The organism is Rathayibacter sp. AY1F3 (genome assembly GCF_002931975.1).
Classification (GTDB): Bacteria; Actinomycetota; Actinomycetes; order Actinomycetales; family Microbacteriaceae; genus Rathayibacter.
The window spans coordinates 45228-65923 of the sequence record NZ_PSVF01000012.1; the positions used below are offsets into that span (position 1 = coordinate 45228).

Below are 20696 nucleotides of genomic sequence, written 5' to 3' on the forward strand. Positions count from 1 at the left end.
CTCAGGCCAGGTCGACCCCGTGCACGCCGTTGTGGTGGCGGATCGCGGGGAACGAGGCGGTGACGCTCCGGCCGACGCCGGGCGTCCGCTTCTCGGTCACGTCACCGCCGAAGAGGGCGGCCCGCTCGCGCAGCTCGGCGAGCGCGGGGCTGTCGATGCGCTCGGTGAGCGAGCGCAGATCCGCCTCGAGAGCGCTGGCGTCCTGCTCCGCAGCGCCGTGCTGCTCGCGGTCGTCGTCGACCTCCACCCGGAGGCCGGTGGTCGTCCATCGGGAGCTGATGCGGACCTCGGTCCCCGCGCCGCCGGTCTCCAGCGCCGAGTCGAAGGCGTACTCGAGCACCCGGAGCACGGCCACCTCGGCGCCGTCCTGCAGCGGGAACGGCTCGCCGAACGACTCCTCGCGGACGCTCAGGCCTCGCTCGCGGGCGCCCTCGATCAGGGGGACGGAGCCGCCGGTGCGCGGCAGCTCCCCCGGATCGACGGAGGCGACGGTCGCGATGCGGCGCAGCTGCGCCAGCGAGGCCTCGGCCGCCCGCACGGCACGCTGCGCCGACCGCGCGGCTGCGGCGGGGTCGCGGTCGATCGTGAGCCGGACGCTCTCGGCCTCCTCGACGACGTGCGCGGCGCTGCGGACCGCGAGCTGCTCGAGCTCGCCGACGATGCGGAGCCTCGCCTCCTGCTCGCCGACCGCCAGCTCGAGGCGGACGACGCGCGCCGCCTCCTCCGCACGGCTCTCGGCGGCACGGCGCTCGGCGCCGACGGCGCGACGCCACAGCACGACGACCGCGACCAGGGCGATCAGGGCGAGGACGAGGACGACTTCGAGCACGACGGCCTCCGGGGTGACGGGACGGGTTCGGCACAGGAGCGCCGGAGAGAGATCGTACCCGCGCCGCGGACAGCGGACCTGAGGCCGCGGAGGGGGTTGCGGAGCCGTACTCAGCCGTCGGAGCGCACGGAGCGGGTGACGGTGAAGCGGCGGTCGCGCGCCACCACCGTGGTCGGCCCGACCGCGCGGCGCAGCTCGGCCGGATGCGCGAGGTGGGAGTTGAAGACCGTCCACAGCACGCCTCCGGGGCGCAGCACGCGGCCGGCCGCGCGCAGCATGCGCCGGGCGACGAGGTCGGTGACGGCACCGTCGGAGTGGAACGGCGGATTGCAGAGCACGACGTCGACGGAGGACGCCTCCAGCGTCGAGGCGTTGTCGTCGCGGAGGACAGTGACGGCCAGCCCGTTGGCCGCCGCGGTCGCCCGGGCGGACTCGACCGCGGCACGCGAGGTGTCCGTCGCGGTCACGGCGAGGTCGGGGCGGGCCCGGGCCACCACGGCGGCGAGGACGCCGGTTCCGCAGCCGAGGTCGAGTGCGGTGCCCGCGGGAAGGAAGTCGACATCGAGGGCGGCGAGGAGGGCGCGGGTGCCGAGGTCCAGTCGCGCCCCGGCGAAGGCTCCCGGCAGCGCGACGACCTCGAGGTCGAGCTCGTCCAGACGGCGCCGCTCGGGCCCGGGCGCGGGCGGCTGGTCGGGGAGCGCGCCGCCCGCGAGCAGGGCGCGCGACTTCTGACGCGCGAGGGAGACGTCGATCCGCTCGTAGCGCACGGCGAGCACGTCGTTCATCGTGCGGGTCATGTGCTTGATGCGGCCGGCGCCGATCAGGGTCGCCGCCGGGTTCGCGAGTGCGGTCCCGGCCGCGACGGCGGCCAGGGCGTCGAGCGAGCGCGGCAGGCGCAGGAGCACCGCGTCGGCGTCGCGGACGGCCTCCGCGACGGAGTCGACGATCTCGATCGGCGCGAGATCGACGCCCGACCCCCGCACCGTCTCGAGGTTCTGCGCGAGAGCGCGCTCGGCGGTGATCGAGTCCTGCACGACGCGTACGGCACGGCCGTCGGCGGCGAGGCCGAGGCTCAGTGCCCCGTAGGCGTCCCCGATCACGGCGAGACAGCCGCGATCGGCGGCGAGGTCGAGCAGCAGACGGTCACTGGCGTCGACTGCGACGAGATCCGGCGCCTCGACGTCGGGGCGGCGGCGCAGGAGAGCGAGCACGTCCTCGCGCATCGCGCCTCCGATCGTCGGTCCGAGCGGGTGGGCCCTCGAGGGCGACCGCTCGCGGGCACGAAAAAAGGGCCCGAGAGTGGAGTCCCGGACCCTTCGCTCCCCGACTTGGACTCGAACCAAGAACCTACCGGTTAACAGCCGATTGCTCTGCCAATTGAGCTATCGAGGATCATCCGACCACCCGGAGGCGATCAGCGCGGTACTACTTTAGCAAACTCTCCGCGAACGCAAAATCGGGCGCGCACTCAGTAGCCGGAGCCCGGGTCGACGCGGCCGACGAACGGCCCGCCGGCGGCACAGGCGGCCACGTTGGCGCGCACGCGCTCGGCCAGGAGCGGCGCGGTGATCTCGGGGGTGTCCGCGCTGTGGGGCGTGATCAGGCATCGGGGCTCGCTCCAGAGCGGATGCCCGTCCGGCAGCGGCTCGGGGTCCGTCACGTCGAGCGCGGCGCCCGCGAGACGGCCTTGGGCGAGGGCCGCGCCGAGCGCGTCCGTGTCGACGAGGCTCCCCCGGGCGACGTTGACGAGCACGGCGTGGGCGGGGAGCCGCGCGAGCAGACCCGCGTCGACCATCCGCTCCGTGCCCGCGGTGGCGGCGGCGGCCAGGACCAGCACGTCGGCGTCCGCCGCGGCCTCGGCGAGCCGCGACGCCGGCAGGGTGCGGGCGGCGCCCTCCACCGGCTCGTCTCCGCGGCGGACGATCGTCACCCGGCAGTCGAAGACGGCGAGCAGCCGCAGGAGCTCGCGAGCGATCCCTCCTGCTCCGAGGATCACCACGGAGGCGCGATGCAGCGTGACCGCCTTCTTCGACCCCCACGACGCGGCGCGCGCCCGCTCCGGCAGCGAGCGCAGGAGGGCGAGCACCAGCGCGAGCGCGTGCTCCGCCACCGGCTCCGCGTAGGCGCCCTTGGCGCTGGTCCAGACCACGTCCGCGCGGGACGCGGCGAGCACGGGCGCGAAGACGTCGACGCCGGCCCAGGGCAGCTGCACCCAGCGGATCGACGGGTGCTCCTCCAGCACCGCGGCCAGCTCGTCCGTGCGGCCGTAGGACAGCCAGAGCAGCGCGTCCGGACTCTCGTCGAGTCCGACGACCACTCCCCCGCCCGACTCGACCGCCTCGGCGAACACCGGCTTCGGCCGCGGGAGCACCGCGACGCGCGGGACGGTCACTGGTCGGCCGCCTCGACGCGCTGCGCTCGGGAGGCGTCGAAGCGCTCGTACTCGGCGAAGGCCGCTCCGAGCTCGCGCACATAGGGGTGCCGCGCCTCGATCAGCACGTCCAGCAGCGGCCCGTACGCGACGACCTCGCCGCCGACCAGCACTGCGATCCGGTCGGTCGCCCGGCTCAACACGTCGATGTCGTGGCTGACCACGACGGCCGCGAATCCCTCCCGGCGCCGCAGGTCGGCGAGGAGGTCGACGATCGACTCGCGCACCGTCGCGTCGATGCCCGAGGTCGGCTCGTCGGCGATCAGCACCTTCGGCCCGAGCACGAGCGAGCGGGCCACGGCCACGCGCTGGCGCTGGCCGCTGGAGAGCTCGTAGGGGTAGCGGTCGAGCAGGAACAGCGGCAGGTGCACGGAGTCGAGCAGCGTCGCCACCCGCACCGCCGCGGCCTTCGGGTCGTAGTGGCGGTCGCGGAGGAAGATCGGCTCGGCGATCAGCTCCGAGACGGTCAGCTCGGGGCGGAGGGCCGCACCGGCGTCCTGCGCGAGATGCGCGACGTCGACGGTGAAGCGCTTGAGCTCGCGGGCGGGGAGCGAGCGGAGGCGGTGCCCCGCGACCGTCGCGTCCCCTCCGATGATCACCGGACGCGTGCGGCCGCCGTCGTGCCCCAGGCCGTCGCCGCCGAGCACGCGCGCGAGCGTGGACTTGCCCGAGCCGCTGCCGCCGAGGATCCCGAGCACCTCCCCCGGCTCCACGCGGAGGCTCACTCCCCGCAGCGCCGTCCACCGGCGGCTGATGCCGCGCGGCGGGTACTCGACGCTGAGGTCGTCGACGACGATGGGGGCCGGATCCTCGGCGGTCCGGCTCACGCCCGGCGCTCCGCCTCGACGATGCTGCGCAGGAGCTCGCGCCTCGAGGCCTGCTCGACCGGGTCCGGCACGGGCAGGGAGGCGAGCAGGCGCTGCGTGTAGGGGTGCTTCGGCGCGGCGAGCACCTCGGCCCCCGTCCCCTCCTCGACCAGCTCGCCGCGGTAGAGCACCGCGATGCGGTCGGCGAGCAGGTCGACCACGGCGAGGTCGTGGCTGATGAACAGGGAGGCGAAGCCGAACTCGCGCTGCAGCTCCGCGAAGAGCTCGAGCACGCGGGCCTGCACCGACACGTCGAGCGCCGAGGTGGGCTCGTCGGCGATCAGCAGCTTCGGCTCGAGGGCGAGGGCCCGGGCGAGGCTGGCGCGCTGGCGCTGGCCGCCGGAGAGCTCGTGCGGGTAGCGGTCGCCGTAGGAGCGGGGCAGCTGCACCGCCTCCAGGAGCTCGTCGACGCGCGAGCGCGCCCCGGCGGCGTCGCCGGCCCGCCCGTGCACGATCAGCGGCTCGGCCACGCACTCCGCGATGGTGAGCAGCGGGTTGAAGCTCGACGCCGGGTCCTGGAACACGAAGCCGATGTCGCCGCGGACCGGCCGGAAGGCGCGCTCGCGGATGCCGCGCATCTCCTTGCCGAGGACCTTCAGCGACCCGCCGGTCACCGGCGTCAGGCCCGCGATGGCGCGCCCGATGGTGGTCTTGCCCGAGCCGCTCTCGCCGACGAGGCCGAGCACCTCGCCCGCGCGGATGCGCAGCGAGACGCCGTCGACCGCGACGAAGCCGGGACGGCCGAGCCGGCCGGGGTACTGGATCCGCAGGCCCTCGGCGGCGACGAGCGTCTCGGCCTCGGGGGCCTCGGCGCGCTCGACGGCGCGGACGCGGGCGCGCTCGACGCCCTGGCCCACGTGCGGGACGGCAGCGAGGAGCTTCCTCGTGTACTCGGCCTTCGGCGCCGAGAACAGCTCGGAGACCGTCGCCTCCTCGACCAGCTCGCCCTGGTACATCACGGCGACGCGGTCGGCCAGATCGGCGACGACGCCCATGTTGTGGGTGATCAGCACGATCGAGGTGCCGAACTCGTCGCGGCACCGGCGGAGCAGGTCGAGGATCTCGGCCTGCACGGTCACGTCGAGCGCGGTGGTCGGCTCGTCCGCGACGATCAGGCCGGGATCCAGGACCAGGGCCATCGCGATGACGACGCGCTGCTTCTGGCCGCCCGAGAACTGGTGCGGGTAGTAGTCGACCCGCTTCTCCGGCTCCGGGATGCCGACGGTGCGCAGGACGTTGATCGCGCGCCTGCGCGCCTCCTTCTTCGAGACGGAGCCGTGGGCGCGCAGTCCCTCCGCGATCTGCCAGCCCACCGTGAAGACCGGGTTGAGGGCGGTGCCCGGCTCCTGGAAGACCATGGCGACGTCGGTGCCGCGCAGCTCCCGGAGGCGGGCCTTGGGCACGGAGACGACGTCGGTCGCCGCGCTGCCGTCCTTCTTCGAGAGCAGGACCACTCCGGAGGCGGTGGCCGTCTCGGGCAGGAGGCCGAGGATGGTCTTCGCGGTCACGGTCTTGCCGCTGCCGGACTCGCCGACGATCGCCAGGACCTCGCCGCGCTCGACGCGCAGGCTCACCCCGGCGACGGCGCGGACGGCGCCGCGGTCGCTCGCGAAGGCGACCTCGAGGTCGGTGATGTCCACGATCGGACGCGCTGAGGCGTCCCGGACGATGCGCTGGTCGCTCATCGCGTCTCCTCCACTCCGGCGACGGGGTCGTGCCCCGGCGTCTCCAGGCCGTCGGCGGCGAGGACGCCGCCCGGCACGACGGACGTCGCGGCGACGTCGCCGGCACCGGCGGCCACCGCGCGCCGACCGCGCAGGCGCGGGTCGGCGAGGTCGTTCAGGCTCTCGCCCACGAGGGTGATGCCCAGCACCACGAGCACGATCGCCAGGCCCGGGAAGACCGAGGTCCACCAGATGCCGCTCGTGACGTCCGACAGCGCCTTGTTGAGGTCGTAGCCCCACTCCGCGGCCGACGTCGGCTCGATGCCGAAGCCGAGGAAGCCCAGGCCCGCGAGGGTCAGGATCGCCTCGGAGGAGTTCAGCGTGAAGATCAGCGGCAGCGTGCGCGTCGCGTTCCGCAGGACGTGGCGGAACATGATCCGCGGCGTCGACGCTCCGATGACCTTCGCCGACTCGACGAAGGCGTCGCCCTTGATCCGCACTGTCTCGGCCCGGATCACGCGGAAGTACTGCGGGATGTAGACCACGGTGATCGAGACCGCCGCGGCGAAGATGCCGGCCCAGAGGTTCGACTGCCCGCCGGAGATGACGATCGACATCACGATCGCCAGCAGCAGGGTCGGGAACGCGTAGATCGCGTCGCAGATCACGACGAGCACGCGGTCGAGCCAGCCGCCCAGGTAGCCGGAGACGAGGCCGAGGAAGACGCCGAGGAAGATCGACAGGACCACGGCGACGACGATCACGAGGAACGCGGTCTGCGCTCCCCAGATCACTCGCGAGAGGACGTCGTAGCCGCCCACGGTGGTGCCGAGCAGATGCTCCGCGCTCGGCGGCTCCTGCGCGCCGAACGACTCGCCGCCCGAGCGCAGCTGCGAGTATCCGTAGGGCGCGATGAGGGGCGCGAACAGGGCCACCAGCATGAACGCGCCGGTGATGATCAGGCCGGTGACGAGCATCCCCCGCTGGAGGCCGACGCTCTGCCGGAGCTGGTGGACGACCGGCAGACGGTCGACGAGACGGCGGCGCGGACGCGCCGGGGAGGTGGTGCTCATGCTCAGTACCTCACTCGCGGGTCGATGAGCGCCGCGATGACGTCGACGATGAAGTTGGTCAGCGCCACGATGACGGCGAGCAGGGCGACGATGCCCTGCACGGCCACGAAGTCGCGGGCCTGGAGGTACTCGGCGAGCTGGAAGCCGAGGCCCTTCCACTCGAAGGTGGTCTCGGTGAGGACGGCGCCGCCGAGCAGCAGGGCGATCTGCAGGCCGATCACGGTGATGATCGGGATGAGCGCCGGCCGGTAGGCGTGGGTGCGGACGAGCCGGAACTCGCTGACGCCGCGCGAGCGCGCCGCGTCCACGTAATCGGTGCCGAGCGTGCCGATCACGTTGGTGCGCACCAGGCGCAGGAAGATGCCCGCGGTGAGCAGGCCCAGCGCGACGGCGGGGAGCACCGCGTGCGAGAGCACGTCCGAGATCGCGGCCGGGTCGCCGGTCTGGATCGCGTCGATCAGATAGATGCCGGTCTTGTTCTCGAGGAACTGGAGCGAGAGCTCGGTGCTCGTCGAGGCGCGCCCGGCGACGGGGAACCACTTCAGCCAGACGGAGAACACCAGCTTCAGCAGCAGGCCCGCGAAGAACACCGGAGTCGCGTAGCAGAGGATCGCGAAGATGCGCAGCACCGCGTCGGGGGTGCGGTCGCGGTGGTAGGCGGCGAGCATCCCGAGCGGGATGCCGACCAGGAACGCCACGATCAGGGCGTAGAAGGCGAGCTCGACCGTCGCGGCGCCGTAGGTGAGGAGCACCTCGGTCACGGGGCGGTTGTCGCTCAGAGTGGTGCCGAAGTCGCCGGTCAGCAGCTTGCCGAGGTACTCGAGGTACTGCACGATCAGCGGCCGGTCGTAGCCGGCGGCGGCCACACGCTCGGCGAGCTGGTCGGCGGTCAGGCGGCCGCCGAGGGCCGCCGTGATCGGGTCGCCCGTGGAGCGCATGAGGAGGAACACCAGCGTCACGAGGATGAAGACGGTGGGGATGATGAGCAGGAAGCGGACGAGCAGGTAGCGCCCGAGTCCGCCCCCGGAGCCGCGCGGTCGCCGGGTGGGCGCCGTCGCCGCAGCCGTCGTGGCTGTCGTCACGTGATGCCTTTCGTGGAGAACGGCCGGCGCCTCCTGTCGGGGAGGCGCCGGCCGCGAGGGGGGTGGATCAGCCCTTGCTGAGTGCCGCGTAGCGGAACTTGAACGAGGCGTCGAGGGTGTCCTCGGCTCCGCTCACGGTGCTGCCGACGACCGCGACCTGCGAGCCCTGCAGGTAGGGGACGGTCGAGAGCTGCGCCGCGACCTTCTCCTGGATCTGCTCGATCAGCGCGGTGCGCGCGTCGGCGTCGGTGGTCGAGACCTGCTGCGCGATCAGGCTCTGCACCTCGGCGTCGTCGAAGTGGTTCGCGAGGAAGTTCTCCTTGATGAAGAACGGCGAGAGGTAGTTGTCGGCGTCGGAGTAGTCGGGGAACCAGCCGAGCTGGTAGGCCGGGTAGACGTCGCTCGAGCGGTCCTTCGAGTACTGCACCCACTCCGTGGTCTGCAGGTTCACGGTGAAGAGGCCGGTCGACTCCAGCTGGTCCTTGATCAGCGCGTACTCGTCGCCCGAGGACGGACCGTAGTGGTCGTTCGAGTACTGCAGGTTCAGGGTGACCGGAGCGGTGACGCCGGCGGCCTCGAGGGTCGCCTTCGCCTTGTCCGCGTCGGGCGCGCCGTTGCCGTCGCCGTAGAGCGACTTGAGCGGCTCGACCGCGCCGGTCAGGCCGGCGGGGACGTAGGAGTAGAGGGGGGTGTAGGTGCCCTTGTAGACCTGGTCGGCGATCTCGTCGCGGTCGATCAGGTCGGCGACGGCCTGGCGCACGGCGAGGGCCTTGGCGCTGTCGGCCTCGCCGGTCGTCGCGCCGAAGGGCTGGGTGTCGAAGTTGAAGACGATGTAGCGGATCTCGCCGCCGGGGCCGTCCACGACCTTGACCGTGTCGTTGCCGCGGAGGTCGTCGATGTCCGTCGCCGAGAGGCTGCGGAACGCGACGTCGATGTTCCCCTCCTGGATGTCCAGCTTGAGGTTGGACGAGTCCGCGTAGTACTTGACGTTGACGGTGTCCGTCTTCGCCTCGCCGAGCACGCCCTGGTAGTCCGGGTAGGCCTTGTACTGGATGAGGTTGTTCACGTCGTAGTTCGCGATCGTGTACTGGCCGGCGAAGGCGTCGCCCGAGACGATGTCGGCGTCCGCGGTCAGCTCGTCGGCCGAGAAGACCTCCTCGTCCACGATCGGGCCGGCGGGGCTCGAGAGGATCTGCGGGAAGGTCTGGTCGTTCTCGGACTTCAGCGTGAAGACCACGGTCGTGTCGTCCGGAGCCGCGACGCTGTCGAGGTTCGCCAGGAGCGAGGACGGGCCGTTCTCGGCCGCGATGCCGACCTGGCGGTCGAAGGAGAACTTCACGTCGGAGGAGGTGAGGTCGTGGCCGTTGGCCCACTTCAGTCCCTCCTTCAGCTTCACGGTGTACTCCGTGGGAGCGGTGAACTCCGCCGACTCGGCGATGTCGGGCTCGACGTCCGGGCTGCCGTAGGGGGTGTTCATCAGGAACGGGAACACCTGGTTCATCACGGCGAACGAGCCGTTGTCGTAGGAGCCCGCGGGGTCGAGCGTCGTGATCTTGTCGGTGGTGCCGATGGTCAGGGCCCCTCCGGCGCTGCCGCCGGACGAGTCGTTCCCGCCGGCGGCGCAGCCCGTCAGCACGAGCGCGACCGCGGCGAAGCCTGCGGCGGCGGCCAGTGCACAGGTGCCGCGAGTGGATGCGGAATTCATCTCCGTCTGCCTCTTCCTGTCAAGGATGGGATGCGGGCGCGCTCCGGGCGCGCGGACTCTCGGCACACAGATCTCCTGTGGGCTGTGGCGTCACGACACTGGACGCCCGCATTGCTGTTCCTCATAGGTAACACAGTTGGAAGCGCTCTCCGAACCGGCACGGGCGTGCGGCCGATTTCTTCACACGACCGCAACACGCTCACTCCGTGCGCAGCGCCCGCTTCTCGCGCTCGAGCTCGACCAGTCGCACCTGCACCGCGCGCGCCATCACCGGATCGGCGGACGCGCGCTGGAGCGCCCCGCGCAGCTCGGCGATCTCGCGGAGCAGGTCGCGCTCGATGAGCGAGATCGCCACGTCGCGGGAGTAGCGGGCGAGCCCCTCCTCGTCGGCGGCCGGGATCGGCGCCACCGCGAGCTGGCGCACCAGCGAGGCGAAGGGGCCGGGGACGTCGTCGGCGACGTGCTCGACCCAGTCGCGGTCCTCCGCCCGCTCGAGGTTCGCGACCACGGCGTCGCGGACCACGCGGAGGGTCTCGTTGGTGACCGCCGCGTGCGCCGCCCGGGCCAGGAGCTCCGGACCCATCGCCTGCGGAAGCTGGAGCATCGCCATCAGCGCCTCGCGCTCGATGCGCGTGACGACGTCGACGGGGAGGTCGGCGATGCGCGCGCCGAGGGGCGCCTCGGCCGCGGACGATTCGCCGCCGCCCCGCCCGCCCTGCTGGTCGCGGCCCTCGGGTCCGGAGGAGCGGGGCCGGGATCCGGCGGAGCGCACGGCGGAGTTGACCTCGGCCATGTCCAGGCCGAGCATCCGGGCGAGCTCGCGGGAGTAGCCGGGCCGCAGCGCCGGGTCGCGGATCTCGGCGACGACCGGGGCGGCCGCGCGCAGGGCCGCGATCCGGCCCTCGACCGTCTCGAGGTCGTAGCGGTCCAGCAGCTGCCGGATCACGAACTCGAACATCGGCTTCTTGTCGTCGATGAGGCGGCGGACGGCGTCGTCTCCGCGGTTCAGGCGGAGGTCGCAGGGGTCCAGGCCCTCGGGCGCGACGGCGACGAAGGTCTGCGCGGCGAAGCGGTGCTCCTCCTGGAACGCGCGCATCGCCGCCTTCTGGCCCGCCGCGTCGGGGTCGAAGGTGAAGACGACCTCGCCGACGCCGCTGTCGTCGCCCAGCACCCGGCGCAGCACCTTGATGTGGTCGACGCCGAAGGAGGTGCCGCAGGTGGCGACCGCGGTGGTGACGCCGGCGAGGTGGCAGGCCATGACGTCCGTGTAGCCCTCGACGACGACCACCCGGTGCCCGCGGGAGATGTCCCGCTTGGCGAGGTCGAGCCCGTAGAGCACCTGGGACTTGTGGTAGACGGGCGTCTCGGGGGTGTTGAGGTACTTGGGGCCCTTGTCCTCCTCGAGGAGGCGGCGGGCGCCGAAGCCGACGGTCTGGCCGGTCACGTCGCGGATCGGCCAGACGAGGCGGCCGCGGAAGCGGTCGTAGACGCCGCCGCGGTTGTTGCTGCTGACCAGGCCGGCCGTGGTCAGCTCCTCCTCCGAGAAGCCGCGGCGCTTGAGCGCGGTCGTGAGCCCGTCCCAGCCGTCGGGTGCGAAGCCGACGCCGAAGCGGTCGGCGGCGGCGCGGTCGAAGCCCCGCTCGCCGAGGAAGCGCCGACCGACGTCGGCGCCCGGGGTCGCGAGCTGCTCGCGGAAGTACTCCTCCGCGGCGTCGTTCGCGGCGAGGAGGCGCGCTCGCCCGCCGGTCTCGGGCGCGCGGCCGTCGCCGTCCTCGTACTGCAGCGGGAAGCCGATCCGCCCGGCGAGGCGCTCGACGGTCTCGCTGAACGAGCTGTGGTCCATCTTCATGATGAAGCTGTAGACGTCGCCCGACTCCTGGCAGCCGAAGCAGTGGTAGAAGCCGGCCTGCGGGCGGACGTGGAAGCTGGGGCTGCGCTCGTCGTGGAAGGGGCAGAGGCCCTTCAGCGAGCCGATGCCGGCCGACTTCAGCGTGACGTACTCGCCGATCACGTCGCCGATGTTCACCCGCGCCTTGACCTCCTCGACATCTGACTGTCGGATCCGAGGCATGGGGTCCATCGTATCGGCCGCCGGAGCCGCCGAGCCGGGGTGGGGAGAACTGCACCAGGGCGGCGCGGATCACCCCGGAGACCTGTGATCGGCCCCGCACCCCGAGATCAGGGTCATCCCTGATCCGCACCCGCCCGCCGTCTCCGAGAATCGACCCATGCCCCCTGCCGCCTCCCGCCCGCCTCTCCTGCGTGCTCTGCTCGTCGCCCTGCTCGGCGGTCTCGTCCTGGGCGGGCTCACCAGCCTGCTGCAGGGCTCCCTCCCGCCGTCGGTGAGCTTGTTCGCCAACTCCTCCGGGGGCTGGTCCATGCTCGTGTTCGCGCTCGTGCGCCTCGGCGGCGCCCGACCGGCAGCGGGGGCAGCGCTCGGCCTGCTGAGCTTCTGGGCGCTTCTCGAGGGCTACGACCTGGTGACCGCGGCGCGCGGCTTCGGCTACTCGCCTCCCTTCACGGACGTCTTCTGGCTGCTCGCCGTCCCCGCCGGGCCGATCCTGGGGGCCGCCGCCGCACTCACCCTCCACGGCTCGAGGACGTGGCGCGTCCTGGCCGTCGCGCCGCTCTCGGGCGTGCTGATCGGCGAGGGCGTCTGGGCGCTGGGCGCGGTCGCCGACACCACGAGTCCGGTGTACTGGTGGCTCCAGATCGTCCTGGGCGCGGGCTTCCTCGTCCTGGCCGTCGTGCGGAGGAGGCCTCGGGCACTCGTCTCGCTCGCGGCGCTCGGCGTCACCGCGGCGGCCGCCGTCGCCTTCTCCGTCGTCTACTCCGCGCTGTGAACCGTTCGAGAGGGTCGTCGCGGACCCTCCGCGCACTCGCGGCTTCCGCCCTCCTCCTGGCCCTCGGCGGGTGCACCACCACGGCGGACACCCCGGTCGCGCCGCCGTCGTCCGCCTCCGTGCCGTCGTCGGGCTCCTCCGCCACCCCTCCTCCGATCGACGTCTCCGCCGAGCTGGCCGCGCTCGAGAACGAGTTCGACGCCCGGATCGGCGTCAGCGCCGTCGACACCGGCTCGGGTCGCCGGGTCGATCACCGGGCCGACGAGCGCTTCGGCTTCGCCTCGAGCCTCAAAGCCCTCGCCGCGGCGGAGTTCCTGCGCACCGTCCCCGCCGCCGAGCGGGACGAGGTGGTCACCTGGACCGTCGCCGACGTCGAGGCGGCGGGCTACTCCCCCGTCACGGAGGAGACCACCGCCACCGGCCTGCCGCTGTCGCAGCTCGCCGAGGCGGCCGTCCGCCGGAGCGACAACACAGCGCTGAATCTCGTGCTCCGGCGCCTCGGCGGACCCTCCGCCCTCGATCGTGGACTCGAGGCTCTCGGCGACACCACCACCGAGGTGGTGAACGAGGAGCCCGCGCTGAACACGATCGAGCCCGGCAGCACCGAGGACACCACCACCCCGGCCGCGTTCACGGCGGACCTCGCCGCGGTCGCCACAGGTGACGTGCTGTCCGCGGAGGACCGGGCGCTCCTGCTCGACTGGATGAGCGGCAACGCGACCGGCGACACTCTCGTCCGGGCGGGCGCTCCGGCCGGCTGGAGCGTCGCGGACAAGTCCGGGGGCGCCGGCGGGATCCGCAACGACGTCGCCGTGGTGACGCCTCCCGGGCGGGACGCGGTCGTGCTGTCGATCCTCTCGACGCGCAACGACCCCGAGGCGGACTACGACGACGCGCTGGTCGCCCGCGCCGCGGCCGTCGTGCTGGGAGCCCTGCGGTAGCGTCCGCCCGGCGTCAGCAGTGCCGGTTCACGTAGCCCGGTGCGCCACGGGGGACGACGTCGCGGTCGCGGAGGGTGACCGAGATGCTCCGGCCCTGCGCGGCGCAGGCCTCGGAGTAGGCGGACCGGCCGTTGTCGGTGTACTCGATCTCGTAGACCTGGCGCCCGTAGACGTCCGTGTACGCCGCGCACTCGTCGTAGACCTGGCACTCCTCGACGACGGCGAAGTCGAAGCCGACCGTCCTCTTCCCGGCAGCGGCGAGATCGGCTCCGTTCTTCTGGCCGATCGCCAGGCCGGAGCGGTGAGCGCGCGCCGTCAGGAGGGTGGCGAACGCCAGCGCCTGCGACTTCGTCAGCCTCCCGCCCGAGCGGGTGTAGCTGTCCAGATTGTCGGCCTCGACGGCGTCGAAGCCGTCCTCGGCGCAGCCATCGATCCAGGCGCCGACGATCGCGAGCAGAGCGGTCCGCTTCGGGGCGGTCGAGACGTCGAAGAGGTACTCGTCCGGCCAGCCCGGATCGGCGAGGGGCTTCCCGTCCGCTCGCCTCACCAGGAGCTCGGGGTGCCGCTTCGCGAAGGCGGCGCTCTCGCCGGGCTGGGTCTGGAAGGCGTTCACGTAGCAGATGCTGTAGCGGCCGGCGGCGGGCGCGTCCGTGCGGTCGCGGTCGACGATGGTGACGCTCGACGCCGGAGCGTAGGCGCCTCCCAGCTGGTAGTCGAGGATGCCGTTCGCGGGAGGGAGCAGCGGTGCCGCCGAGGCCGCGGCGGGCTGGAGCAGCAGCAGCCCCGCGACGACCAGGGCGAGGAGGCCGAGACGGGGCCGACGCGGCCTCATCCGGGAGCTCCCGGCGTGCGCCCTGCGGCTCGCACGCCCGTGGCCGCCGGCAGCGCGCCGAGTGCGAGCTCGCCGATGACCGCGATGCGGTCCGCCGGTGCTCCGTCGCGGGCCTGCGTCGACATCCCGCTGAGCACGGCGACGACGAAGGCGGCGACGGATCCGGAGTCCGTCTCCGGCGGCACGTCGCCCTCCTCGATCCCGCGCTCGACTCGTGCGGCGACGACCGCCTCCATCTCGCGGCGACGGGCCTCGAGCCGCGGCTCGCTCAGCACGAAGCAGCCGGCAGGAGTGCCGGGCGCGGAGTACCCCTCCGCACTGACTCGGACGACGGCGGCGACGGCCTCGCGCGCCGTCGGCCGGTCGAGCAGCTCCTCGAGCACGGCGTTCGCGGTGCCGGCGTAGCAGGCCGCGGCGGCCTCGAAGAGCTCGTCCTTGTCGCCGAAGGCGGCGTAGAGGCTCGGGGCCGAGATGCCGATGTCCCGGGTGAGCACCGCGACCGTCGTCTCGTCGTAGCCGTCGCTCCAGAAGCGGTTCATCGCGGTCCGCAGCGCCGCTTCGCGATCGAAGCTCCTCGGTCGTCCTGCCATGCCCACCAATCTATAGCAGGCGCTACGGAATGTGCTAGCGTCCTCGCCACCCGTTCTTTATTGATCGCTACAGAAAGCTGACCTCATGCAGATCCACGATTCCACCGCCCTTGTCACCGGCGCCAACCGGGGCATCGGCGCCGAGTTCGTCCGGCAGCTCCGCGCCCGCGGCGCCCGCACCGTCTACGCCGCCGCCCGGGACGTCTCCTCGATCGCGGTGAGCGAGGGCGTCGTCCCCGTCGCGCTCGACGTGACGGACCCGGTGCGCATCGAGGAGCTGGCCGCCGAGCTCGGCGACCTGCGGATCCTCGTCAACAATGCGGGCATCGCGCCGACCGTGCCCTTCCTCACCGGCGACATCGCCGAGATCCGCCGCACCGTCGAGACGAACGCGTTCGGACCGCTCCTGCTGACCCGCGCCTTCGCCGGCCACCTCCGTCGCGCCGGCGGCGGCGCCGTGCTCAACGTGCTGTCCGTGTCGTCCTTCACGTCGTTCCCGGGCGCCGAGTCCTACTCGATGTCGAAGGCCGCGGCGTGGAGCGCGACCGACGGCCTCCGCCTCGCTCTGGCCGAGCAGGGCACCCAGGTCCTCGGCCTGCACATGGGGTTCGTCGACACCGACATGGCGTCCTGGACGGACGCGCCCAAGTCCTCACCCGAGGCGATCGTGACCGCCGCTCTCGACGGCCTCGAGCGCGGCGACTCCGAGGTGCTCGCCGACGACATCGCCCGCAGCGTCAAGGCCGGCCTCGCCCTCGATCCCGCGGAGCGCTACGGGCAGATGCTCGCCGGCTGATCCTCGACAGGCGGCGTCACCGGAGGTCGTCGTCGATGCCGCGGAGGTCGAGGACGAAGCGGTAGCGCACGTCGTTCCTCCCCAGCCGGTCGAGGGCGGTCTCGACCTCCGCGACCGGCAGCACCTCCACCTCCGCGGCGACGCCCTCCGCGGCGCAGAAGTCGAGCAGGTCCTGCGTGCAGCGGCGCCCTCCGCTGCCGGCCGAGGCGAGCCGCTTCCTGCCGACGAGCAGGTCCAGGACGTCCACCGTCACGGTGCCGAGGTGCCCGAGGAGGAACAGGGTGCCGTCGAGGGCGAGCACGCGCAGGTAGTCAGCCGGGTCGTGCGGGGCGGACACCGTGTCGATCACGACGTCGAGCGTGTCGCGGGCGGCGGTGAGCGCCCCCGCATCCGTCGTGACGACGACGTGCTGCGCTCCGAGCCGGCGGGCTTCCGCCTCCTTGCCCGGTGACGTGGTCAGGAGCGTGACCTCGGCGCCGAGGGCCGCGCCGAGGCGGACCGCCAGGTGGCCGAGTCCGCCGAGGCCCGCCACACCGAGGCGGGTCCCGGGCCCGACTCCCGACGCTCTCAACGGCTCCCAGACCGTGATCCCCGCGCAGAGAAGCGGTGCGGCCGCGGCCGGGTCCAGTCCCTCGGGGAGTGCGTAGGCGAACCGCTCGCTCACGACGTACCGGCCGGAGTAGGCCCCGAGCGTGGGCGTCCCGTCGATCCGGTCCGTGCCGCCGTAGGTGAGCGTCGGGAAGCTCGCGCAGAAGTTCTCCTGGCCGGCGCGGCACATGCCGCACTCGCCGCACGAGTCGACGATGTTCCCCACCGCGACCGCGTCGCCCGGGCGGAACGCCGTGACTCCTGTGCCGACGGCGAGGACCTCGCCGACGAACTCGTGGCCGGGGACGAGCGGGAATCCGGCGTCGGCGCCCAGCGCGTGGAGGTCGCTGTGGCAGACACCGCAGAAGTCGACGCGGACGTCCAGGTCGTCGGCGCGCAGCTCGCGCCGCTCGACGACGGTGGGGCGGAGGGAGTCGCCGGGACGCTCGGCGAGGAGTGCAGTGGTGAGCATGCCGGCAACACTACCTACCGGTTGGTAGCTTCTCCGGGATCGTCAGCGGAGTCGCAGGGCCGCATCGACGACCTGTCCCAGTGCGGCTCGTCGGCGCTGGTGCACCGGGTCGGGGTCGCCGGGGTCGGCGACCGTGGTGACGGATCCCTGGGCCCAGGCCGCGGCGGTAGCGATGAGGAGGGTCCAGAGGTCGGCAGGGTCGAGGTCGGGGCGGAGGAGGCCGGCGCGCTGCTGCTCCGCGATGTCGGCGAGGTTCGCCTCGTCGATGCCCTCGTTGCCCGCGTAGAGGTAGCCGTCCGGTTCCTGCTCGAGCCGCTTCCACATGACCAGGCGCATCAGCGCGGGGTCGGCCAGGTAGTCGTCGTAGAGCCGTCTCGCGTAGTCCGCGGGGTCCGCTGCCGTGAACGGCACCCGCTGGGCGTTGGCGAGCACGTGCGCGTCGAACACCGCGTCGAACAGCCGCTCCTTCGCTCCGAAGTGCGAGTACAGCATCGGCTTGCTCATCCCCGACCGTGCCGCGATGCGGTCGACCCGCGCTCCCGCCAGCCCGTGCGCCGCGAACTCCTCCGTCGCCGCCTCGAGGATCAGCTGTCGTGTCCGCTCCGCTCTCACGCCCTCACCGTACCCGCCGACCCGCGCCCCTCCGCGCCGCGCGGTGCGGCGCCCTCCCCGCCCTCCGAGCCGACCGGCCGACCCGCACACCAGCGCATCGCCTCAGACGACGCACCCGGCTCCCTGGAACCCACCACCCCGACAAGCCGACCGCGGTGACGCCTGGCGGTGACCGGCGTGCCCCGGCACCGCTGAACGGCCGATCCGCGTGCCAGCGGATCGCCCCAGGCGGACGCACTCTACGAAATGCACCACCCCGACAAGCCGACCGCGGTGACGCCCGGCGGTGACCGGCGTGCCACCGGCACCGCCGAACGGCCGATCCGCGTGCCAGCGGATCGCCCTAGGCGGACGCACCCCGCTCCACGAAACGCACCACGTCGCCAAGCCGACCGCGCCACGCCGGGCAGGGACCGGCGTGGGATCGAGCACCGCCGACCGCGCCACGCTGGGCAAGGACCGGCATGGAATCGAGCACCGCCGACCGCGCCACGCCGGGCAAGGACCGGCGTGCCACCGGCACCGCCGAACGGCCGATCCGCGTGCCAGCGGATCGCCCTAGGCGGACGCACCCCGCTCAACGAACCGCACCACGTCGCCAAGCCGACCGCGCCACGCCGGGCGAGGACCGGCGTGGAATTCAGCACAGCCGAACGGCCGATCCGCGTGCCAGCGGATCGCCCTAGGCGGACGCACCCCGCTCCACGAACCGCACCACCCCGAGAAGCCGACCGCGCCACGCCGGGCGAGGACCGGCGTGCAATCGAGCACCGCCGAACGGCCGATCCGCGTCCCAGCGGATCGCCCTAGGCGGACGCACCCCGCTCCCTGGAACGCACCACCTCGACAAGCCGACCGCGGTGACGCCGGGCAGGGACCGGCGGCACAGCTGAGCCGGGCGCCGCCCGGCTCAGCGCATCAGCACAGCCTCTCGAACCAGGCGAGGGCGCTCTGGTCGGTGAGGTTGGCGACCTGGTCGACGACGACGCGGCGGCGGGCGTCGTCGCCGGGGGCGGCGTGCCAGTCCTCGGCGAAGCCGGGCTCGAGGGTTCCCGGGCCGCGGTCGAGGAGGGTGTCGGCGAGGCGGGTGAGGACTTCGCGCTGCTGGGCGTAGATGGGCTGGCGGGTGTTCCGCGACATCACGAAGGTCGCGACGATCCCCTTGAGGACGGCGATCTCGGCCTGCTGCTCCCGGGGGACGACGACGTGGCCGCCGAAGCGGACGAGGTCGGGGTGCTGGTACGCCTGGCGGGTGGCCTCGGTGGCGGCGGCGGCGAAGCGGCCGATGAGCTGGCTGGTCAGGTTCTTGAGCCGGGCCTGGTCGCGGCGGGAGCCGTCCCAGGAGGAGACCCACACGTCGAGCGAGTCGAGACGGTCGAAGGCGGCGACGAGCTCGTCGTGTCCGACCTCCCCGCCGACCCAGGAGTGCATCGACTGCACGAGGTCCTCGTGGTCGGCGCGGGAGCCAAGTGCTTCGACGTCGATGTAGCCGGAGACCACCGCGTCCTCGAAGTCGTGCACGGAGTAGGCGATGTCGTCCGAGAGATCCATCACCTCGGCCTCGATGCAGCGCACCCCCTCGGGGGCGCCCTCGCGCATCCAGGCGAACGCGGGGGCGTCGTCGGCGTAGAAGCCGAATTTGGCGCGCCCCGACGGGTCGGCGACCGAGCGCGTGTCGGGCCAGGGGTACTTGCAGCTCGCGTCGATGCTGGCGCGGGTGAGGTTCAGCCCGTAGGGGCGGGCGTCGTCGCCGAACACCTTCGGCTCGAGCCGCGTGAGCAGCCGGAAGGTCTGCGCGTTGCCCTCGAAGCCGCCGATCCCCTCGGCCCAGGTGTTGAGCGCGCGCTCGCCGTTGTGCCCGAACGGCGGATGCCCGATGTCGTGCGCGAGGCAGGCCGTGTCGACGACGTCGGGGTCGAGGTCGAGGCTCGTGGCGAGCTCCCGGCCGATCTGCGCCACCTCGAGCGAGTGGGTCAGGCGGTTGCGCGCGAAGTCGACGCCCGCCGTGGGGCTGAGCACCTGGGTCTTCGCGGCCAGGCGGCGGAGCGCGCTGGAGTGGAAGAGCCGGGCGCGGTCGCGGGCGAAGTCGGAGCGGCGGGTCGAATGGTCCTCCGGCAGGAATCGCTCGGTGTCGACGAGCGAGTACCCCCAGAGCGCGCGGTCATCCACCGCTGTTGTGGATCTCGGCGGCCGAGACCGCGTCGCGCTGCCCGGCGTCGAGCTCGCGGGACTCGAGCCAGCGGTCCGGGAGGGAGGGGACCTTGGGCGAGCCGGCGCGGCCCCGCTGCCCCTCGGCCGCCTCGCCCGGGTAGGGCTGCGTCCAGTCGAGCGTCGCCAGGAGCTCGTCGAGCTGCGCGAGCGTCTCGACCGTGGCCAGGCGGGCGCGGAGGTCGCCGCCGACGGCGTAGCCCTTGAAGTACCAGGCGACGTGCTTGCGGATGTCGCGGCAGCCGCGCTCCTCGCTCTCGAAGAAGTCGACGAGCAGCTCCGCGTGGCGGCGGAACGCCTCGGCGACCTGCCCGAGCGAGGGACGGAACCGCTCGTCGGAGCCGGCGAACGCGGCGGCGAGGTCGCCGAAGAGCCAGGGGCGCCCGAGGCAGCCGCGACCGACGACGACTCCGTCGCAGCCCGTCTCGGCCATCATCCGCAGCGCGTCCTCGGCCGACCAGATGTCGCCGTTGCCCAGCACGGGCACGCTCGTGACCGTCTCCTTGAGCGTGGCGATCGCCGACCAGTCGGCGTGCCCGCTGTAGAACTCGGAGGCGGTGCGCGCGTGCAGCGCGATCGACGCGACTCCGGCGCCCTCGGCGGCACGGGCGGCCTCGAGGTAGGTGAGGTGGTCCGGGTCGATGCCCTTGCGCATCTTGACGGTGAGCGGGACGTCGCCGGCGGCCTTCACAGCGCCCTCGACGATCTGCCGGAACAGCGGGAGCTTCCACGGCAGGGCCGCTCCCCCGCCCTTCCGGGTGACCTTGGGCACGGGGCAGCCGAAGTTGAGGTCGATGTGGTCGGCCCGGTCCTCGGCGACGAGCATGGTGACCGCCTCGGCGACCGTGATCGGGTCCACTCCGTAGAGCTGGATCGAGCGCACCGACTCGCTGGGGTGGTGGCGGATGAGGCGCATCGACTCCGGCGTGCGCTCGACGAGCGCGCGGGAGGTGATCATCTCGCTCACGTAGAGGCCGTTGCCGAACTCGCGGCAGAGGCGGCGGAACGCCGTGTTGGTGATGCCCGCCATGGGGGCGAGCACCACCGGCGCGTCGAGTTCGAGGGGGCCGATCCGGAGCGCCGGCGCGGTGCGCGCGGGCGGGGCGGCCGTGAGAGTGGAGGACATCGGTATCGATTCTCCCAGATCCTGTGTTGGGGAAGGCG

At 72.8% G+C, this 20696-nt stretch carries 18 protein-coding genes and 1 tRNA gene; 3 read left to right on the forward strand and 16 right to left on the reverse strand.

From position 1 onward, the window contains the following. Position 1: 1 nt before the first annotated feature. The 10 genes from C5C39_RS09035 to dnaG all read right to left on the reverse strand — a co-directional run bounded on the left by C5C39_RS09035 (position 2) and on the right by dnaG (position 11721). Positions 2-829: a hypothetical protein gene (locus C5C39_RS09035; RefSeq protein WP_104223449.1), complete on the reverse strand. Its 828-nt coding sequence runs from the start codon at positions 827-829 to the stop codon at positions 2-4. Between the two features lie 110 nt (positions 830-939). Beyond that, a complete protein-coding gene (locus C5C39_RS09040; protein WP_104353172.1) occupies positions 940-2052 on the reverse strand; it encodes a class I SAM-dependent methyltransferase in 1113 nt (370 codons plus the stop codon). 96 nt (positions 2053-2148) lie between these two features. Continuing rightward, positions 2149-2221, reverse strand: a tRNA-Asn gene (locus C5C39_RS09045). A gap of 76 nt (positions 2222-2297) precedes the next feature. Next, positions 2298-3221: an NAD(P)-dependent oxidoreductase gene (locus C5C39_RS09050; RefSeq protein WP_258075801.1), complete on the reverse strand. Its 924-nt coding sequence runs from the start codon at positions 3219-3221 to the stop codon at positions 2298-2300. Then, on the reverse strand, positions 3218-4087 hold the full coding sequence (locus C5C39_RS09055) for an ATP-binding cassette domain-containing protein (protein WP_104348343.1): 870 nt from the start codon (positions 4085-4087) through the stop codon (positions 3218-3220). Before C5C39_RS09055 ends, C5C39_RS09050 begins: the two co-directional genes overlap by 4 nt. Next, a complete protein-coding gene (locus C5C39_RS09060) occupies positions 4084-5811 on the reverse strand; it encodes an ABC transporter ATP-binding protein (protein ID WP_104353173.1) in 1728 nt (575 codons plus the stop codon). The genes C5C39_RS09055 and C5C39_RS09060 overlap by 4 nt, the downstream gene beginning before the upstream one ends. Beyond that, positions 5808-6863: an ABC transporter permease gene (locus tag C5C39_RS09065; RefSeq protein ID WP_104353174.1), complete on the reverse strand. Its 1056-nt coding sequence runs from the start codon at positions 6861-6863 to the stop codon at positions 5808-5810. Before C5C39_RS09065 ends, C5C39_RS09060 begins: the two co-directional genes overlap by 4 nt. 2 nt (positions 6864-6865) lie before the next feature. Beyond that, a complete protein-coding gene (locus tag C5C39_RS09070; protein WP_104223444.1) occupies positions 6866-7945 on the reverse strand; it encodes an ABC transporter permease in 1080 nt (359 codons plus the stop codon). Positions 7946-8012: 67 nt separating this feature from the next. Further along, a complete protein-coding gene (locus C5C39_RS09075; protein ID WP_104353175.1) occupies positions 8013-9650 on the reverse strand; it encodes an ABC transporter substrate-binding protein in 1638 nt (545 codons plus the stop codon). Between the two features lie 199 nt (positions 9651-9849). Beyond that, positions 9850-11721: a DNA primase gene (dnaG, locus tag C5C39_RS09080; protein WP_104292601.1), complete on the reverse strand. Its 1872-nt coding sequence runs from the start codon at positions 11719-11721 to the stop codon at positions 9850-9852. A 157-nt stretch (positions 11722-11878) separates the two neighbouring features. On the opposite strand from dnaG, the gene C5C39_RS09085 reads away from it, so the two are divergent. Together C5C39_RS09085 and bla are read left to right on the forward strand one after the other, a co-directional pair. Continuing rightward, positions 11879-12493, forward strand: a complete 615-nt coding sequence (locus tag C5C39_RS09085) for a DUF6518 family protein (protein WP_181136357.1) — start codon at positions 11879-11881, stop codon at positions 12491-12493. Continuing rightward, positions 12490-13434, forward strand: a complete 945-nt coding sequence (gene bla, locus C5C39_RS09090; RefSeq protein ID WP_104353176.1) for a class A beta-lactamase — start codon at positions 12490-12492, stop codon at positions 13432-13434. The genes C5C39_RS09085 and bla overlap by 4 nt, the downstream gene beginning before the upstream one ends. 13 nt (positions 13435-13447) lie before the next feature. On the opposite strand, the gene C5C39_RS09095 is transcribed toward bla, so the two are convergent. Together C5C39_RS09095 and C5C39_RS09100 are read right to left on the reverse strand one after the other, a co-directional pair. Continuing rightward, positions 13448-14266 carry an endo alpha-1,4 polygalactosaminidase gene (locus C5C39_RS09095; RefSeq protein WP_104353177.1) on the reverse strand — a complete coding sequence of 273 codons (819 nt, stop codon included), beginning with the start codon at positions 14264-14266 and terminating at the stop codon, positions 13448-13450. Beyond that, positions 14263-14856, reverse strand: coding sequence for a TetR/AcrR family transcriptional regulator (locus tag C5C39_RS09100; protein WP_104353196.1), 594 nt, complete (start codon positions 14854-14856; stop codon positions 14263-14265). Before C5C39_RS09100 ends, C5C39_RS09095 begins: the two co-directional genes overlap by 4 nt. Before the next feature lie 85 nt (positions 14857-14941). Between C5C39_RS09100 and C5C39_RS09105 the strand changes: the two genes are divergently transcribed. Then, entirely contained in the window at positions 14942-15652 is a 711-nt protein-coding gene (locus C5C39_RS09105; protein WP_104353178.1) for an SDR family oxidoreductase, read from the forward strand. A 16-nt stretch (positions 15653-15668) separates the two neighbouring features. Here the strand turns inward: C5C39_RS09105 and C5C39_RS09110 are convergent, their stop codons facing one another. From C5C39_RS09110 to dusB, 4 genes are all read right to left on the reverse strand, one after another. Next, complete coding sequence (locus tag C5C39_RS09110) at positions 15669-16712, reverse strand: NAD(P)-dependent alcohol dehydrogenase (protein ID WP_104353179.1); 1044 nt, start codon at positions 16710-16712, stop codon at positions 15669-15671. A 42-nt stretch (positions 16713-16754) separates the two neighbouring features. Next, a complete protein-coding gene (locus tag C5C39_RS09115) occupies positions 16755-17324 on the reverse strand; it encodes a TetR family transcriptional regulator (RefSeq protein ID WP_104353180.1) in 570 nt (189 codons plus the stop codon). Positions 17325-18242: 918 nt separating this feature from the next. Continuing rightward, positions 18243-19493: a deoxyguanosinetriphosphate triphosphohydrolase gene (locus tag C5C39_RS09120; protein ID WP_104353181.1), complete on the reverse strand. Its 1251-nt coding sequence runs from the start codon at positions 19491-19493 to the stop codon at positions 18243-18245. Then, a complete protein-coding gene (dusB, locus tag C5C39_RS09125; RefSeq protein ID WP_104353182.1) occupies positions 19486-20658 on the reverse strand; it encodes a tRNA dihydrouridine synthase DusB in 1173 nt (390 codons plus the stop codon). Before dusB ends, C5C39_RS09120 begins: the two co-directional genes overlap by 8 nt. Between the last annotated feature and the right edge of the window lie 38 nt (positions 20659-20696).